This window comes from Sphingomonas kyungheensis, from assembly GCF_037120395.1.
Lineage (GTDB): Bacteria > Pseudomonadota > Alphaproteobacteria > Sphingomonadales > Sphingomonadaceae > Sphingomonas > Sphingomonas kyungheensis.
Genome location: NZ_JBBBDM010000003.1, coordinates 628,027 through 644,132 on the forward strand (window position 1 = coordinate 628,027; position 16,106 = coordinate 644,132).

The window sequence follows — 16,106 nt, forward strand, 5'->3', positions numbered from 1 at the left end:
ACGATGGCCGACGATAGGCAGCTTGCGCGCGTGGTTCAGACGCGGTTTCGCAGCAAAGCAATTCTTACCAGTGTATCCGTCACCGCGATGTGCGTGTTCGCCCTGAGCGCCCCGGCCTATGCGCAGACGGGTGCGGCGAGCGGCCAGAATACCGCGGGCAGCGCGACCTCGCCCAATACGCCGGGCACCGATCCGGCCGCGCCGCAGACCGGCGATGCCGCCGCCACCGACGATGCCGGCGCCAATGACATCGTCGTCACCGGCATCCGGCAGAGCCTTGCCAACGCCCAGACGATCAAGCGCAATTCGGATACGGTCGTCGACGCGATCACCGCGCAGGACATCGGCGCTTTGCCCGACCGGTCGGTGACCGAAGCGTTGCAGCGCGTCCCAGGCGTCTCGATCAACCGCTTCGCCGGCAACAACGATCCAGACCATTTCTCGGTCGAGGGCTCGGGCGTCAACGTCCGCGGCCTCAACTTCGTCCGCTCCGAGTTCAACGGCCGCGACACCTTCTCCGCCGGCATCGGCGGCCAAGCGATCAACTTCGCCGACGTGCCGTCCGAATTGCTCGGCTCGGTCGAGGTCTACAAGAACGCGACCGCCGATCTGATCGAGGGCGGCCTTGCCGGCACGGTCAATCTCAACACCCGCAAGCCGTTCGACAACAAGGGCTTCCACATCGGCGGCGGGATCGAGGCCAATTACGGCGATTTCGCCAAGAAGTGGGCGCCGACCGGATCGCTGCTCATCTCCAACACCTGGGACACGCCGCTCGGCCGGTTCGGCATCCTTGCCAACGGCTCCTACTCGCGCCTGCGCAGCCGCGCCGATGGCATCCAGGTCACCAATTATCAGACGCGCGACGGCGTCCAAGCGGCGACTGGTACCGGTACCAACACCACCGTGACCTGCCGCAACCAGCTGCCGGGCACCACCGACGCCTTCACCCTCATCCCCGGCACCGTCAACAACGCCGCCGGTGAAGCGGTACCCAATCCGGCCAACGTCTGCGGCGCGGCCGGTACGGCGGGCGCGGACGGCTTCGCCGATCCCATGGGCCTCGCCTATGCGCCGATCGGCGGCCAGTTCCGCAGCCAGGATTACGATCGCCGCCGCGATGGTCAGGCGCTCGCCGTCCAGTGGGAGAGCAACGACGAGCGCGCCACCTTCACCGCGCAGTTCCTCCGTACCCATTCCACGAATGCGTGGGGCGAGCATACGTTCGAGACCGCGCCAGACCTGTCGGAATACAATACCTATCCGGCCGGCTGTCAGCAGAACGGCAACGGTCCGCTCAACGGCGCCGGCAACGCCACGACACGCGCGGAATGCGCGCTCAACGGCTCGGGTCAGTTCCAGTTCGGCGCCAATCAGCGCGGCAACGGCTACAATCCGGATGCCGGCGCCTATCCGAACTTCGTCTATGACAACAACGGCCTGTTCCAGAGCGGTTTCGTCACCCTGCCCGGCTCCGGCTGGCGGACTGCGTCGAGCGGCACGGCGACAACCACCGTCCCGACCGGCGGTGCGCAGCAGTCGCTGTCGCGGCGTCAGGTCTATGACGAAAACCTCGTCAAGGATGCCGGCTTCAACCTGAAGTTCAATCCGGACGACCATTGGTCGATGAACCTCGACGTCGACTATACGTATGCCAAGCACGACGTCACCGATCTCAGCGTGTTCGGCTCGACCTTCGCGGACTCGGAGCTGGATCTGACCGGCAATATCCCGGTCGTCATCCCGCACAAGCCGCTGACGCTCGCCGCCAATTGGGCGACGCCCAATCCGGCGCTCGCCGCAGCCTCCGACAGCCAGTATTTCTCCAGCCGGGATTTCCAGTTCTGGCGTGCCGCGATGGATCACATCGAGCATAGCGAAGGCTCGGAATATCAGATCAAGGGCGACTTCGCCTACAAGTTCGACGACGGCAAGTTCCTCAACCGGATCAAGTTCGGCGCCCGTTACGCCGAGCGGACGCAGGACGTGCGCTACACGGCGTACAATTGGGGTGCGATCAGCGAGGTCTGGTCAGGCGCGCCGGTGACGTTCAACCAGGGCGACACCAGCCGCTCGTCGCTCTACAGCTTCGACAACTTCTTCCGCGGCAAGACCAACGCACCGCCGAGCGCCTATTATTACAATGGCGACCTGATCAACGGCTACAATTCGGCGGTCAGCTTCTTCCAGACGCAGAACGACATCTGGCGCAACACCAACGGCGCGACGGCGACCAATCGCTTCCTCGCGGCGGGCCAGCGCGCCGGCGCGATCCCCGGCACGGCGTTCCTGCCCTCCGAAGTCTCGCGCGTGACGCAGGAAGACAGCGCCGCTTATGCGATGCTGCAATTCGGCAGCAACGATCCGATGTTCGGCAACATCCGCGTCTCGGGCAATGTCGGCGTGCGCTACGTGCACACCACGGTGTTGTCGCAGACGCAGACGGCGGTGCCGAACCGCACCGAATTGGGTGTCGTCGATCCCTATGCAACACGCTGCGTCGCGACGACGCGGACCTTGCCTGACGGGACGGTCGTGACCACCCAGCCCGGCGGCGTCTGCAGCCTAGGCGAGTCGGAATACAACCGCCTGCGCAACTTCGCGACGGACGGCTATGCCTCGCAACCGGCGTTCTTCACCAACAGCTACGGCTATTTCCTGCCGAGCGCCAACCTCAAGCTGGGCCTGTCGCGCGACGTGATCTTCCGCCTTGCGGGATCGAAGGTGCTGACGCGTCCCGACTTCGCCAACATCCGGCCCTATGTCACCTATGCGCTGGAGCCGGGTTCGGGCACCGTCACCATCAACGCCGGCAATCCCTATCTGAAGCCCGCCACCGCCTGGCAGTTCGACGCCACCGCGGAATGGTATTTCGCCCGCGTCGGCCAGTTGTCGGTCGACGCCTTCTACAAGACGGTCGACGGCTTCTTCTACCAGTCGCTGGTCAACCGTTCGATCACCAACAACGGCATCACGCAGAACATTCAGGCGCGTGGTCCGGCGAACTATGCCGGCAAGGGCAAGATCAAGGGGTTCGAGGTCGCTTATCAGCAGACCTTCGACTTCCTGCCCGGCTTCCTCAAGGGCCTCGGCTTCGCGGGCAACTATACCTATATCGACAGCTCGGGCCTGCCCAACTCGTTCCTCAACGGCGGTACGCCCTCGTCCGACTCGACGATCGCCAAGGGCAATCTGCCGCTCGAAGGCCTGTCGAAGCATAACTTCAACGCCACCGCCTTCTACGAAATGGGGCCGATCTCGCTGCGCGCCGCCTATAACTGGCGCTCGCGCTTCCTGTTGACCGCCGCCGACGTGATCTTCCCCTATACGTCGATCTTCAACGACGCGACCGGCCAGCTTGACGCCTCGGCGTTCGTCAACCTGACCAAATACGTCAAGCTCGGCGTGCAGGGCGTCAACCTGACCAACACGACGACGAAACTGCTTCAGGCGTATAAAGCGGGCTCCAACGATCTGGCCCCCCGCTCCTACTTCACCAACGATCGCCGGTTCTCGGTCATCCTGCGCGCGAATTACTAAGCCGTCGCGCCGATACGTTGAAAATGCGAAGGGCAGCGCCGCGGCGCTGCCCTTTTGTTTATGGAGCGTCGTCTACGTCGCGACGCCCCCGAGGCGGATCGGCCGGCTATGCGGCCGCCGCCTTCCGGTGTTCGACGAACGTCATCAGCTCCGCAAACGGGGTCGGCCGGCTGATATGATAGCCCTGCGCCATGTCGCAGCCGCTCGCCCGCAGGAAGTGCAGGCACTCCGCATCCTCGATCCCCTCCGCGACGACCTTGAGGCCGAGGCTGTGGGCGAGATCGATCGTCGAGCGCACCAGGATCGCATCATGGTGGTTGGTGTGCGCGAATTGCACGAAGCTCCGGTCGATCTTGAGCTCGTTGAGCGGCAGCAGCTGCAGATAGCTCAAGGTACATTGGCCGGTGCCATAATCGTCCATCGATACCGCGACGCCGAGGTCACGATAGCGCCGCAACGCCGCCACCGCCGCGTCGGGATCGTCCATCGCCGCGGACTCCGTCACCTCGAAGATCAGCGTCGCCGGCGGTACGGGCGATGCGGCGATGCGCCGCTCGATCGCATCGTTGAACGAGCGGGAAGTCAGCAGGGTCGCCGAGATATTGATGCCAACGGCCAGGTCATGACCGCGCGCGCGCCACGCGGCCGCGTCGTGCAGGACGCCATCGAAGATATAGAGCGTCAGCTTCTCGATACGGCCGGATTTCTCGGCGAGCGGGATGAACTGGTCGGGGCCGATGAAGCCGCGCTCCGGGTCGCGCCAGCGCACCAGCGCCTCGACGCTGGTGACGGCATCGACGGTGAGCGACAGCTTCGGCTGATAGAAGACCTCGATATGGCCCGCCGTCATCGCGTCGTCGAGGTCGCTCATCAGCGACAGCGCGCGTTCCAGATCGTCGTGCCGGGCGGCGCTGCGCGTCCAGAACAGGCTGGCCGCCTCTGCCTGTTCCGCGGCCAGTGCAGCCTCGGTCAGCAACCGGTCGGGGTCGCTGCCCTGGCTCGTCCCGACGCAGGTGCGGATATCGATCCTGCGACCGCCAACCTCGACCGGCTGCATCAGCAACGCCCGCAGGCCTGCCATCGCCTCGTCGAGCTGCTGATCGGGACCGATCACATAGGCGAGATGGTGGCCGCGGACCCGATAGACCTGCTGGTCGATGCTGACGATCTTGAGCCGCTCGGCCGTGCGGATCAGCGCGTTTTTCAGATCGTCGGGACCGACCACCGCCATGATCGCGTCGAGATTGCCGATTTGGACCACCGCGACATCGACCGGTGCGGCGAAGCGGCGATCGAGGAAGGCGGCGCGGTTGGGCAGAGCGGTCTCCCCGTCGGTGTGCCGCTGGATGCGGAAGCGGCGCACGATGTCGCGGATCAGGCAGCCGCCGGCGACCAGCAGGATCGTGCATACGGCGCCGGCCATCGGATAGATCACATGGAGCCGATATTGCGCGATCAGGATCGAACCGATCAGCACCGCCAGCGCCGCGGAGGTGGTCAGGACCAGACCGACGGTGCGCCGCCGCCACAGAATGACGACCCCGAGCAGCAGCGCGGCGAGCAGCGGCAGGCCCGCCGACCCGGTCATCGGCAGGCCGGCGATCAGCGTCTCGGCCGCGAGCGCCTGGATGACGACGCCCGGCAACACGCCCCAGCGCGGCACCGCATAGCGGTCGCCCATCTCGATCGCGGTCGTGCCGATCAACACGGTCTTGCCGCGCACGGCCGCCGGATCGAACCGGCCCCGCATGACCGCGGCGAAGCTCAGCCGCGGAATCGTGCCGGGATCAATCGACAGGTCGACGGGAAAGGTCTGATCCGCGCGCCCCGACCGGCCGGCGATGAAGGCGGAGAGCGTCGGGCGCGGCAGGCCCGCGGTCATCGTCGCCAGCGGCACCGACCGGACGAGGCCATCGGCGTCGGGCGCCATGCTGACCGACGCCAGCGCGACATGCGGCCGGAACGCCGGAATGGGCAGCGCGTCGAGGCTGCGGCTGTCGGCGACGCCGGCCTTTTGCGCGAAGGTCGGCAGGGCGACCTGCCCCTCGGCGCGGCGCAACGCGTCGGCCATCGCGCGATCGTCGGCCGGATCGGAGGGCGAGGAGAAATCGACGTCGAAGACGATCGTGGCGGCGCCCGCCTGCCGCAGCGCGTCGATCACCGTGGCATAATGACGCCGCGGCCACGGCCAGCTCCGGATGACCGCGACGCTCGCGGCATCCATCTCGACGATCGCCACGCTCTGGCTCGCCGTGCCGCTGCGCAATGCCAGCCGCAGCGGGTCGATCGCACGATCGATCGGCCCGCCCAGCCCCGGCAGAAGCAGCAACACACCACAGAGCCCGGCAAGGATCAGGATGGCGATGGACGATCGGCGCGGCGCTCGGACGGTCATCAGAAGCCCTTGGACAGGCGCAGCGAAATGCGCGGGCTGCGATCGCCCGTGTCGAAGCGATCCGCGTTGAGCGGCAGCGCGATCTCGATCATGCCGTCCGCCGTACCGATCCCGAACCGGCCGCCGGCGCCGGTCGAGAACAGCTCGCCGCCGCCGAAGCCGTCGCGCAGATTGCTGACCTTGCCGCCGTCGACGAAGCCGTACAGCTGGAGCCGTTCGATCACCCCCGGAATGACGCGCCCGGCATCGGCGCGGATCTCCATCGATGCCATGATGCCGTTGTCGCCGGTGCGCTCGGCATAATCATAGGCACGGGCGAAGGCGGGGCCGCCGATGCCGATCTCCGCGGTCGCCAGCAACGGCCGCGAGGCGAGCTGCCCTGCCGACGCGAGGACCAGCGTCAGCGGCTTGGCCAGCTTGGTCGTCCAGTCCACGGTATAGCCGACCAGCGCAAAACGCGCGTCGCCGTCGAACCGCGACGTCATCGCGTCCCCCTGATGCGTCACCCCCGCCAGCGGCAGACCGGCGGTCACGCCGACCTCGCCGCGCAGCGTACCGGGCCCCGCGGCGGTGAAGCCGATCAGCGATTCGGTCAGCGTCGCCAGCCGGTCGTGACGGATCGTCCGGCCGGCGAGCGTCTGATCGATCGACGCCGCGCGAAATTCAGTCGTCGACGACAGGCTGGTGGCACGGCTGCGGGCGATCGGCCGGCTGTACGCTACCGCCACGTCGACACTATGGCCGATGACATCGAGCGGCTTGAGCGACGCCCCCGGATGCGAGCGGCCATAGGACGCCGCCACCGAGAGGACCGAGCCGACATCGTCGACCGGCGCGCTGTAACGGCCGCGGACGAAGGCGAATTCGGTCGGCTGCACCGGCGTCTGCGCTGCGAGGAAGGCAAATTCGTCGCCCGATTGCAGCAGGCTGCGGGCGCTGGCGAGGATCGTCGAGCGGATCGGTCCGACTTCGGCGCTGCCGCGGTTGTCGAGCTGCGCATAGGCGCTGAAGCGATCGACGCTGATCGTGACGAGCAGGATGCCGAAGCCATTCTGCCGGACGTAGCGGCTGTTGACGACGCGCACGCCCGGCACGTCGCCGACGAGCAGGATCGCCTTTTCGAGCTGGTCGCGCCGCACGGGCTTATCCGTCACCAGCAAGCGATTGAGGATCGCGTCGGCCTGCGGACTCGCCGCGCCGATGACGCGCACCGCATCGATCTTGCCGAGATCGAGCGTCACCCGGACGACGCCATTCTCGACGCGCTGCGCACCGATCGAGGCGACGGCGAACGGATAGCCGTCCTGCCGCGCCACGTCGGCGATCCGTCCGGCCAGGCCGGCGAGCTCGGCCTCATCGAGCTCACGCCCGATGACGGAGAGATAGGCCGGTGCGTAGCGCGCGGCATCCGCGGGATCGATCCCGTCGATGACCACGGCGTTGATCATGCCGGTCACCGCGGGACCTGCTGCCTTGCCGGCCGCCGCGGTGTCGACCTGGACGGCGGGCTGCTGCGGCGGTGGTGCGACCGGGCGGGGCAGCGCCTGTTCGACGATCGTCGGATCCGCCTGATCGAGGCGCACCTGCGCGGAGACCGACGTTCCCAGTACGACCGCTCCGATAGAACCAATAAGACGTGAAATGCGCACCGCCGCCGACATCCTGCTTCCCCTGAACATGCCTGCGCCTATCCGGAGAAGTCTTTGGATTTAGTTAGCTTAAGCGAGCTCCTAAGCGGCCGTTTACCTTGGCACGCAACGTCCTCGAAAGCTGCGGGGACAGATAGCGTCAAATCGGGTGGAACAGGGGCCACCCAGGTCTGGAGTTGGGAATGCGTAGCAAGCTGTTGGTGATGCTGGCCGTCACCTGTTCATCGGCGGCCTTGGCCGGTCCGCGCGAATGGACGCTCAGCGAAGCTTCCGGGCCGGTGCAGGTGTCGCATGCCGGGCTCATCAAGGCGGGCGCCCGCGGCCTGGTGGTCGCCGCCGGGGATACGGTGACCACCGGCAAGGGGGGACGCGCCGTGCTCGTCCGCGGTACGGAATATATGATGGTCGCCCCCGCGTCGCAGCTGCGCCTCCCCGCCGCGCAGGAGGAAGCCGGCGGCTTCACCCGGGTGTTCGAGGATTTCGGCAACGTCGTCTTCATGATCAAGAAGAAGATGACGCCGCATTTCGAGGTCAAGACGCCCTATCTTGCCGCGGTCGTCAAAGGCACGACGTTCAGCGTCGGGGTCGGCGAGCAGGGCACGGCACTCCAGGTGCTCGAAGGCGCGGTCGATGTGTCGACGGTCGACGGGGGCGCGCATGATCTCGTGCTGCCGGGCGCGGTCGCGTTGATCTCCTCGAGCAACCGCTATCGCATGCAGGTCGAGAGCGGCGGCGTGACCAAGGTGATCACCTCCCCCGCCGCGCCGGCGGAAGCCGCGCCGACGGCGACCGCCGCCTCCGCCTCGACCGCCACGCCGGCCGAAGCGACCGCCGCGCCGACGGCCGATGCAACGACGACCGCTGCCACCACCACGACGACGGCTGCCGCGACCGCGGTCGTGGAGACGGCCGCGGCGCCGGTTCCGACGATCACCGCCGCCGTGTACGAACAACCCGTCTCGCTGTCGGGGACGACGGGCGGGCTGGTCGACGGCATGCTCGGCGGCGGCGCCGACATAGCGGAAGTCGCCAAGGCGACGCGGGTCGCCACCGAAGCCTCCACCGCGACCGTCAAGGTGGTCGAGGTCGCGGCCACCCTCAACGCCGCGCAGCGCAGCGGCGAGCAGGCGACGGAAATGGCGCAGCGTTCGGCCGCCGAGGCCGACGCCGCTGCCAAGGCGAAGGCGGATGCCGACCGTACCGCGCAGGCGGCCGCCGCCGCCGCCGCACAATCCGCGGCCGAAGCCGCCGCCGCCAAGGCCGATCAGGATCGCAGCGAGGCGGCCAAGGCGGCCGCGGCGGCGGCCGCGGATCAGGCGACCAAGGCCGCCGCCGCGGCGGCAGCAGACGCCGCCAAGGCAAGCGCCGAACAGGCCGCACGCGATGCCGCGCAGGCGCAGGCGCAGGCGGCCGCCGTCGCGGCGGCCAAGGCGGCGGACGACGCTGCGGCTGCCGCGAAGAACGATACCGCGCAGACCGCCGCGGCCGCCGCCGCCGCGGCCGCCGCCGCCCAGACGCAGCAGGAGGCTACGAACGCCGCCGCGCAGACGCAGGCGCTCAAGGCCAGTCAGGACGCCGCCGCCACCGCCAAGGCTGCCGCCGATGCCGCCGCCCTCGCCGCGGCGCAGGCCGCCAGCGACAAGGTGGCGCGCGATGCGGCGGAGCAGGCGGCACTCGCCGCACAGGCTGCAACCGGCGATCAGCGCGCGGCGGCCGAACAGGCGGCGCACGACGCGGCGCAGGCCGCCGCCGACCAGGCCGCCCGCTCCGCGGCCGCCGCAGCGGCCAATCAGGCCGCGCAGGCCTCGGCGGCGCAGTCGGCGCGCGATGCGGCCGCTGCCGCTGCCGCCGCCGACAAGGCCGCCAAGGATGCCCAAAAGGCCGCCGACGATCGCGCCGCCAAGGATGCACAAAAGGCGGCGGCGGATCAGGCCGCCGCGGCGCTCAAACAGGCCGAGGATGCGGCGCGGGCGGCGGCGGACAAGGCCGCGCGCGACGCAGCCAAGGCCAATGCCGATGCCGCCGCCGCTGCCGCCGACAAGGCGGCGAAGGATGCGGCCAAGGCGGCGACGGACAAGGACGCCGACAAGGCGGCGAAGGACGCGCAGAAGGCCGCCGACGAGGCTGCCAAGGCCAAGGCGGATCAGGCGGCGAAGGATGCGGAGAAGGCGGCCAAGGCCGCGCAGCAGGACGCCGCCAAGGCGGCCGCCGATGCCGCCGCCAAGGCGGCGAAAGACGCCGCGGACGCGCAGAAGGCCGCCGACGATGCCGCCAAGAGCGCGCTTCAGGCCGTCCAGGACGCCGCCAAAAAGGCAGGCAAGGACGCCGAGGAAGCGGTAAAGTCCCTGCTCGACAAGCTGAAGGGACCCGGCAAGTCGTAAGCGGCTGCCGGGCATCGGTCGGCCATCACAGCGACCGGCGCCAGTTCTCCAGGACTCGCAAGCCGGCCGGCGCACGGCCGGCATCGGCGAGCGGCGCGCTTTGTCCCCATCAACGGATGTCACCCGCTTTGCATATCCGCCGATGCGACACCTCCGGCCGCGCCGTTGCGGGAAACGGCCATGGCGGGAAAGCTTCGTCATCTGCCGCGTTTGGCCCCCATGCTGTCTAGCCCGCTCGAAGCCCGTCTCGCCACGCATCTCGACCTCACCTTTTCTGAACGTGAGACGTTGCGCGCGCTGGAGCGGCGGGAGCGGTCGTTCAAGGCGGGGGAAGTCGTGGTGCGCGAGGGCGAGCGGCTCGACAGCCTGTACATCGTCGCGAGCGGCTGGCTGCATGGCTCGACCGAGATGAAGGGCGGCGATCGGCAAATCCTCCGCTTCTATTTCGTCGGCGATGTCACCACCACCTTCTCGATCGCCTGGGGCTATAGCGCCGCCACGCTGCAGGCGGTGAGCCACACCACCCTGTTCCAGATGCCGAAGGAGGCGTTCGGCCATCTCTTCCGCAAGCATCCGCGGCTGGGGGCGCTGATGTTCGCCATTGCCTCCTCCGAACAGGTCGCGATGGCCGATCGCCTCACCTCGATCAGCAAGACTGACGGCTTCACCCGCATCGCGACGTTGCTGCTCGACATCCGGTCGCGGCTGCGCGTCGTCGACAATCTCGAAGGCTGTTCGTTCGAACTGCCGCTGACGCAGAAGGATCTCGGCGACGCGGTCGGTCTGACCAAGACCCACGTCAATCGCTCGCTCAAGGCGCTGGAGGCGACCGGGCTCGTCTCGCGTGTCGGTCGGGTGATCCGGATCAGCGATATCAACAAGCTCGCGGCGCTGGTCGACTTCAACGACCGGCATAGCCAGATCGACGTCGACTGGCTGCCGCCGGTCGGCGCAGAACCGGCGTGAGAAGATGATCTAAGTCACCGCGAAAGCGCCGCTCGGTGACGTAGATCATCGTAAGCGCCGAATATCTTCCGGTTCGCGCGAAACGCGGGAACGGGGGCATCCGCCCCGACCTTTCCGCCCCACTGGCCCGATCGGGTGTTGGCGGGGACGATAAGTGGCGGAACGTTTGGGTGTGGCGATCGTCGGGGTCGGCGGCGCGGTGGCGACGACGGCGATCGCCGGGATCGAGATGATCAAGGCGGGGTCGAACAGCTTCGACGGCCTGCCGCTCGCGCATCGCGACATCGCCGGGATGATCGCCTATCGCGATCTCGAATTTGGCGGCTGGGACCTGTCCGAGGAAACGCTCGGCACGCTGGCGCTGCGCCACGGTGTGATCGGTGAGAAAGAGCTCGCCGACGGCGCCTCCGCGCTCAACGACATGCGCGCCTGGAAAGCGGCCGGCTCGACCGGCTATTGCGCGAATATCGACGGCGGCAACAAGCTGGCCAGCGGTCATCGGGCGGCGGTTCGCCAGATCCAGGACGATCTCAAGCGCTTCGCCGCGGACCGCCAGCTCGACCGGGTGGTCGTCGTCAACCTCGCCTCGACCGAGCGCGTGCCGGACTTCGCGGAGGCGGCGCTGCAATCGCTCGAGGGGTTTGAGCGCGGGCTCGATACCGACGATGCCGCGATCAGTCCGGCGATGCTCTACGCCTATGCGGCGATCGACGCGGGCACGCCCTACGCGAATTTCACGCCCTCGGTCGCGGCAGACGTCGCGCCGCTCGCCGCCCTTGCGGCGGAGCGCAACGTGCCGATCGCCGGCAAGGACGGGAAGACCGGCCAGACATTCATGAAGACGGTGATCGCCCCGGCGCTGCGCGACCGCGCGTTGCATGTCGACGGCTGGTTCTCGACCAACATCCTCGGCAATTCGGACGGTCTCGCGCTCGACGATCCCAAGTCGCTGCAATCGAAGCTCGGCACCAAGGGCAGCGTGCTCAACTCCATCCTCGGCTATCCGGTCGAGGATCATATCGTGATGATCCATTATTACCGGCCGCGCGGCGACGACAAGGAAGCGTGGGACAATATCGACCTGACCGGCTTCATGGGCCAGAAGATGCAGCTCAAGCTCAACTTCCTCTGCAAGGACTCGATCCTGGCGGCGCCGCTCGCGATCGAGATCGCGCGCTGCCTCGACCTCGCGCAGCAGCGCGGCGAGGGCGGCGTGCAGGAACAGATGGGCCTGTTCTTCAAGCTGCCGCAGACGCAGGGCGCGGGTGATCCGGTGCACGGCGTGCCCGAACAGCAGCTGATCCTCGACACCTGGTTGAACGGCACGCGCGCGTGAGCCTGATGGCGGCGGACGCGGCGGGGGCGGATAGGCTCTCGCCGGCCGCCCTCCCCCTCTTCCGCGAACTCGGCGACCTGAAGCGGATTCATTCTGCCACGGCGCCGGGATCGATCGCCGAGCGCCTGTTCGTCTCCGGCTGGGCCGCACTGGTCCGCGGCGACGCCCCGGCACAGGTGATGGCGCAGGTCGTCGGCGCGGCGCTGGTATCGTCGCGGCTGGGCGACCTCGATCTGGCCGCGTTGCAAGCGCTCGGCGCGGGAGACGGCGCGGTCGACGTGCTGGCCCGCGCCTTCGACGCGATGACGGCGGATCTCGATCCGTCGCTGCGCGCGCGGCTGCGTCGGGCCTTAACGCAGGGCAGGCCGACGCCGGGCGCCACGCCGGCCTTCGTCGGCAAGCTGGCGCGCCAGCCGCGCGCCGGCGTGACCTGCCCCGGCGCACCGCGCATCGTTTTGCAGCCGGCCGAGAACCATGCCGAACACTGCCTGATGGTCGCGGTCTACGGCGTGCTGGCGAGCCCGTGGCACGGCGCCGATCCGGTGCGCGTCTTCCTCGCCGGCATGGCGCATCACCTGCACAATGCCGACATGCCGGACAGCGGTTACTCCGGCGAGATGCTGCTCGGTGATTTGCTGGAGGCGGTGATCGAGCGGGCGCGAGAGGCCAGCCTCGACGAACTCGCCGCGGCCAACCCGGCGCTGGCCGAGACGATACGCGAGGCGCTGGCGCCGATCGCCGGCGACCAGACGCCGGAGGCGCGCGCCTTCCACGTCGCGGACGTGCTCGATCGCGTCCTCGAGATCGAACAGCATATGCGCGCCGCGCGCCTGTCGATGGGGATCGTGCTCGATGAGTACGGGCTCGTCCACGATGGCCCGGTCAAGGCGTTTCACGACCGCATCCTGGCGGACGCAGGTCTGGCGTGAGCTATCGTTCGCCCGTCACCGGCCGCGCGCTCGTCGCGGACAGCCCCCACTCGCTGACCGCGCCGGGCGAGCGCTGGCCGGTCGTCGACGGCATCGCCTATTTGCGCACCGACAGCGAGGGGCTGGTCTCGGTCGCGCTCGACCATCTCGATGCCGGCTGTCCGGACGATGCGCTCGTCGCGCTGCTGACCGATCAGGACGATTGGTGGACCGGCCCGGCGACCGACCTCGGCGAGCTCAAGCAACTGGTCCGCCGACGCGACGAGCTGACGCTGCGCGAGGCGATGGCCTTGCTGCGGCTGGGGCCGGTGGCGGATTATTTCGCCTATCGCTGGAGCGATCCGACCTATCTCGCCGGCCTCGCGCTGGTGGAAGCGCATTGGCAGGCCCCCGCCACCGCCTTCGAACTCGCCTGCGGTATCGGCCATTACCTCCGCGAATTGACCGCCCGCGGGGTCGCGTGCACCGGCGCCGACGTCGTGTTCGCCAAATGCTGGCTCGCCAAGAACTGGGTAGCGCCGGCGGCCGATTACGTCGTGTTCGATGCGGCGGCGCCGTGGCCGATCGCCGATGCGCGCTTCGATCTCGTCACCTGTCACGACGCCTTCTATTTCCTGCCCGATCAGCCGCGCGTGGCGGACAGCCTGCGCGCCGCGGTCGCACCGGGCGGCGTGCTGGCGATCAGCCATCTCCACAATCTCGACTATGCCGGCGGCGCCAAGGGACCGGCGCGACGCGCGGACGCATGGCAAACGATCTTCGCCGACGCGATCGTGTACGATGAACGCACCCTGCTCGACGCGCTGATGCGACGGACCGCGCCGGGCCCGGTCGGGTGGGTAGCAGATACGGGCGTCGAGGCCTGGTCGCTGGTCGAGCGGCACGGCGACGCCCCCGCCCGCCCCGTCGACGCCGGCCTGGCGATGCCGCTCCCCGGCGCGACGCTGCGCCCCAACCCGTTACTGGGTCCGCATGGGGCGGTGTGGCCGTCCGATCGCTATCGCGACGAATATGGCGAGGGCTGCCTGTGGGCGCAGCCGGATGCGGCTGTACCGACCCCCGACGCCGCCCGGCTGCGCCGGCTCGTCGATCTGCCGGAGCGCTGGTGATGCGCTGGGGCATCGCCGGATATGGCTGGGTGGCACGCGACTATATGGCGCCCGGCATCGCCGCGGCCGGCGGCCGGGTCACCGCCATTGCCGACCCGTCGCCCACCGCTCGAGCGCGCGCGGAGGCGCAGGGTCTGGCGGTGTTCGACGGCGTGGCGGAGATGCTCGCCGCGGGCGCCTGCGACCTCGTCTATGTCGCGACGCCGAACGACGCGCATCTCGATCCGGTGCGCGCCTGCGCCGCGGCGGGCGTGCCGGTGTTGTGCGAGAAGCCGATCGCCGCGACGCTCGATCAGGCGGAGGCGATGGCGGCGGCGGTGTCGGGCGACATGCTCTACGGCACCGCCTTCGATCAGCGTCACCATCCCGCGCACGACGCGCTCGCGCGCGTGATCGCCGAGGATGGGATCGGGCGGCCGGTCGCGGTGCGGATCGTCTACGCTTGCTGGGTCGATCCGGCCTGGACGCCCGACGGCGGGGCGCATGACAATTGGCGCGCCGATCCGGTGCGCGCGGGCGGCGGCGCGGTGATCGATCTGGCGCTGCACGGCCTCGATCTGTGCCAGCGCCTGCTCGACGAGCCGCTGGTGCGGCTGTCGATCGCGCTGCAACGGCGGATCCACGCCTATCCGGTCGACGACGGCGGCATGTTGACCGGGGTGACGGCGAGCGGCGTGCTCTTCCAGAGCCACGTCGCCTACAATTGCGCCGAGGTCCTGCCGCGCCGCCGGCTGGAGGTGCTCGGCGAGCGTGGTCTGCTCGTCGCCACCGACACGATGGGGCAGACCGCGGGTGGCACGCTGGTGCGGCGCTGCGCGACGACCGGCGACGAGACGCCGATCGCCTTCGATGCCGCGACGTCGCCCTTCACGGCCCAGGCTAAGGCGTTCATGCGGGCGGCATCGGGCGCGCCGCACGACTTCTCGATGACGCGCGACCTCGCGCTGATGCGGCTGTTCGACAGCGCCTATGGAAAGGCCCGATTATGGCTTTGAGCTGGTTCGCCTGCGCCAATTGCGGCTTCTGGCAGCATCATTTCGCCCCGCCCGACTGCCCGGTGTGCAGCGACGTGCGCAACGACCTGCCCGAGGACGGCTGGCACTTCCTGCCCGAGGCGGAGGTCGCCGCGACGCATGACGGCGGCGGCCGCGAGGTCGCGCCGGGGCTGTGGGCATTCACCACCCGTCCCGCGCTCGGCCTCGCCGGTACCGGCTGGCTGATCGTGCGGGACGGCGGCAACATCGCCTTCGAGGCGGCGCCTTATTATTCGGACGCGATGCTGGAGCAGATCGCCGCCCTGGGCGGCATCGCCTGTCTGTCGGCCAGCCACGCGCACGGCTATGGCGCCCTGTTCCAGCTGCAACGCCGCTTTGATCCGGCGATCGTCGCGATCCAGCGCGACGATCTGCGCATGACCAAGGCGTTCCGCGTCACCGCCCCGTTCGACGACCTGCTCGAACTCGCGCCGGGCTATACCCTCCATCACGTCGGCGGCCATTATGAGGGGCAGGCCTGCCTCTACGATGCCCCCGGCCGGCGGCTGTTCTGCGGCGACATGTTCAAGATCGACCAGGATGGCGAGGGACGCAGTTACGCGATCTCCAGCCACAAGGCGTTCCACAAGGACATTCCGCTGACCCATGCCGAGCTGCGCCGGTACCGCGCGGTAATCGAACCGCTCGCCTTCGACGCGGTGCTGACGCCGTTCGAATTCGCCCCCGACATCGACCGGACGCTGGCGCTGCGCGCGCTCGACGACGGGCTGGCGCGGGCGCCCGGCGTAAAGAGGATGACGCTGTGA

10 protein-coding genes are annotated in these 16,106 nt (G+C 68.7%); 8 read left to right on the plus strand and 2 right to left on the minus strand.

Going from position 1 to position 16,106, the window contains the following annotated elements:
* Positions 1 to 87: 87 nt before the first annotated feature.
* Complete coding sequence (locus V8201_RS10700; protein ID WP_336545271.1) at positions 88 to 3,540, plus strand: TonB-dependent receptor; 3,453 nt, start codon at positions 88 to 90, stop codon at positions 3,538 to 3,540.
* 106 nt (positions 3,541 to 3,646) lie between these two features.
* Here the strand turns inward: V8201_RS10700 and V8201_RS10705 are convergent, their stop codons facing one another.
* Both V8201_RS10705 and V8201_RS10710 read right to left on the minus strand, forming a co-directional pair.
* Positions 3,647 to 5,935, minus strand: a complete 2,289-nt coding sequence (locus V8201_RS10705) for a putative bifunctional diguanylate cyclase/phosphodiesterase (RefSeq protein ID WP_336545272.1) — start codon at positions 5,933 to 5,935, stop codon at positions 3,647 to 3,649.
* The gene (locus tag V8201_RS10710) at positions 5,935 to 7,518 is read right to left on the minus strand and encodes a ShlB/FhaC/HecB family hemolysin secretion/activation protein (protein ID WP_336545273.1); all 1,584 of its coding nucleotides are present in this window, start codon (positions 7,516 to 7,518) and stop codon (positions 5,935 to 5,937) included. Before V8201_RS10710 ends, V8201_RS10705 begins: the two co-directional genes overlap by 1 nt.
* 248 nt (positions 7,519 to 7,766) lie before the next feature.
* On the opposite strand from V8201_RS10710, the gene V8201_RS10715 reads away from it, so the two are divergent.
* The 7 genes from V8201_RS10715 (at position 7,767) to V8201_RS10745 (ending at position 16,106) form a co-directional block, all read left to right on the plus strand.
* Complete coding sequence (locus tag V8201_RS10715; RefSeq protein ID WP_336545274.1) at positions 7,767 to 9,965, plus strand: FecR domain-containing protein; 2,199 nt, start codon at positions 7,767 to 7,769, stop codon at positions 9,963 to 9,965.
* 219 nt (positions 9,966 to 10,184) lie between these two features.
* Entirely contained in the window at positions 10,185 to 10,931 is a 747-nt protein-coding gene (locus tag V8201_RS10720; protein WP_037533707.1) for a Crp/Fnr family transcriptional regulator, read from the plus strand.
* 154 nt (positions 10,932 to 11,085) lie between these two features.
* Positions 11,086 to 12,267: an inositol-3-phosphate synthase gene (locus V8201_RS10725; RefSeq protein ID WP_037533705.1), complete on the plus strand. Its 1,182-nt coding sequence runs from the start codon at positions 11,086 to 11,088 to the stop codon at positions 12,265 to 12,267.
* Positions 12,268 to 12,272: 5 nt separating this feature from the next.
* A complete protein-coding gene (locus V8201_RS10730) occupies positions 12,273 to 13,196 on the plus strand; it encodes an HD domain-containing protein (protein WP_336545307.1) in 924 nt (307 codons plus the stop codon).
* Positions 13,193 to 14,305 carry a class I SAM-dependent methyltransferase gene (locus V8201_RS10735; RefSeq protein WP_336545275.1) on the plus strand — a complete coding sequence of 371 codons (1,113 nt, stop codon included), beginning with the start codon at positions 13,193 to 13,195 and terminating at the stop codon, positions 14,303 to 14,305. The genes V8201_RS10730 and V8201_RS10735 overlap by 4 nt, the downstream gene beginning before the upstream one ends.
* A complete protein-coding gene (locus tag V8201_RS10740; protein WP_336545276.1) occupies positions 14,305 to 15,300 on the plus strand; it encodes a Gfo/Idh/MocA family protein in 996 nt (331 codons plus the stop codon). The genes V8201_RS10735 and V8201_RS10740 overlap by 1 nt, the downstream gene beginning before the upstream one ends.
* Complete coding sequence (locus tag V8201_RS10745; protein ID WP_336545277.1) at positions 15,291 to 16,106, plus strand: MBL fold metallo-hydrolase; 816 nt, start codon at positions 15,291 to 15,293, stop codon at positions 16,104 to 16,106. The genes V8201_RS10740 and V8201_RS10745 overlap by 10 nt, the downstream gene beginning before the upstream one ends.

Bases quoted from the DNA above. Each gene is read 5' to 3' on its own strand.
- V8201_RS10700 (WP_336545271.1), top strand. From the start codon at position 88: ATGTGCGTGTTCGCCCTGAGCGCCCCGGCCTATGCGCAGACGGGTGCG.
- V8201_RS10705 (WP_336545272.1), bottom strand. From the start codon at position 5,935: ATGACCGTCCGAGCGCCGCGCCGATCGTCCATCGCCATCCTGATCCTT.
- V8201_RS10730 (WP_336545307.1), top strand. From the start codon at position 12,273: ATGGCGGCGGACGCGGCGGGGGCGGATAGGCTCTCGCCGGCCGCCCTC.
- V8201_RS10745 (WP_336545277.1), top strand. From the start codon at position 15,291: ATGGCTTTGAGCTGGTTCGCCTGCGCCAATTGCGGCTTCTGGCAGCAT.
- V8201_RS10715 (WP_336545274.1), top strand. From the start codon at position 7,767: ATGCGTAGCAAGCTGTTGGTGATGCTGGCCGTCACCTGTTCATCGGCG.
- V8201_RS10720 (WP_037533707.1), top strand. From the start codon at position 10,185: ATGCTGTCTAGCCCGCTCGAAGCCCGTCTCGCCACGCATCTCGACCTC.
- V8201_RS10740 (WP_336545276.1), top strand. From the start codon at position 14,305: ATGCGCTGGGGCATCGCCGGATATGGCTGGGTGGCACGCGACTATATG.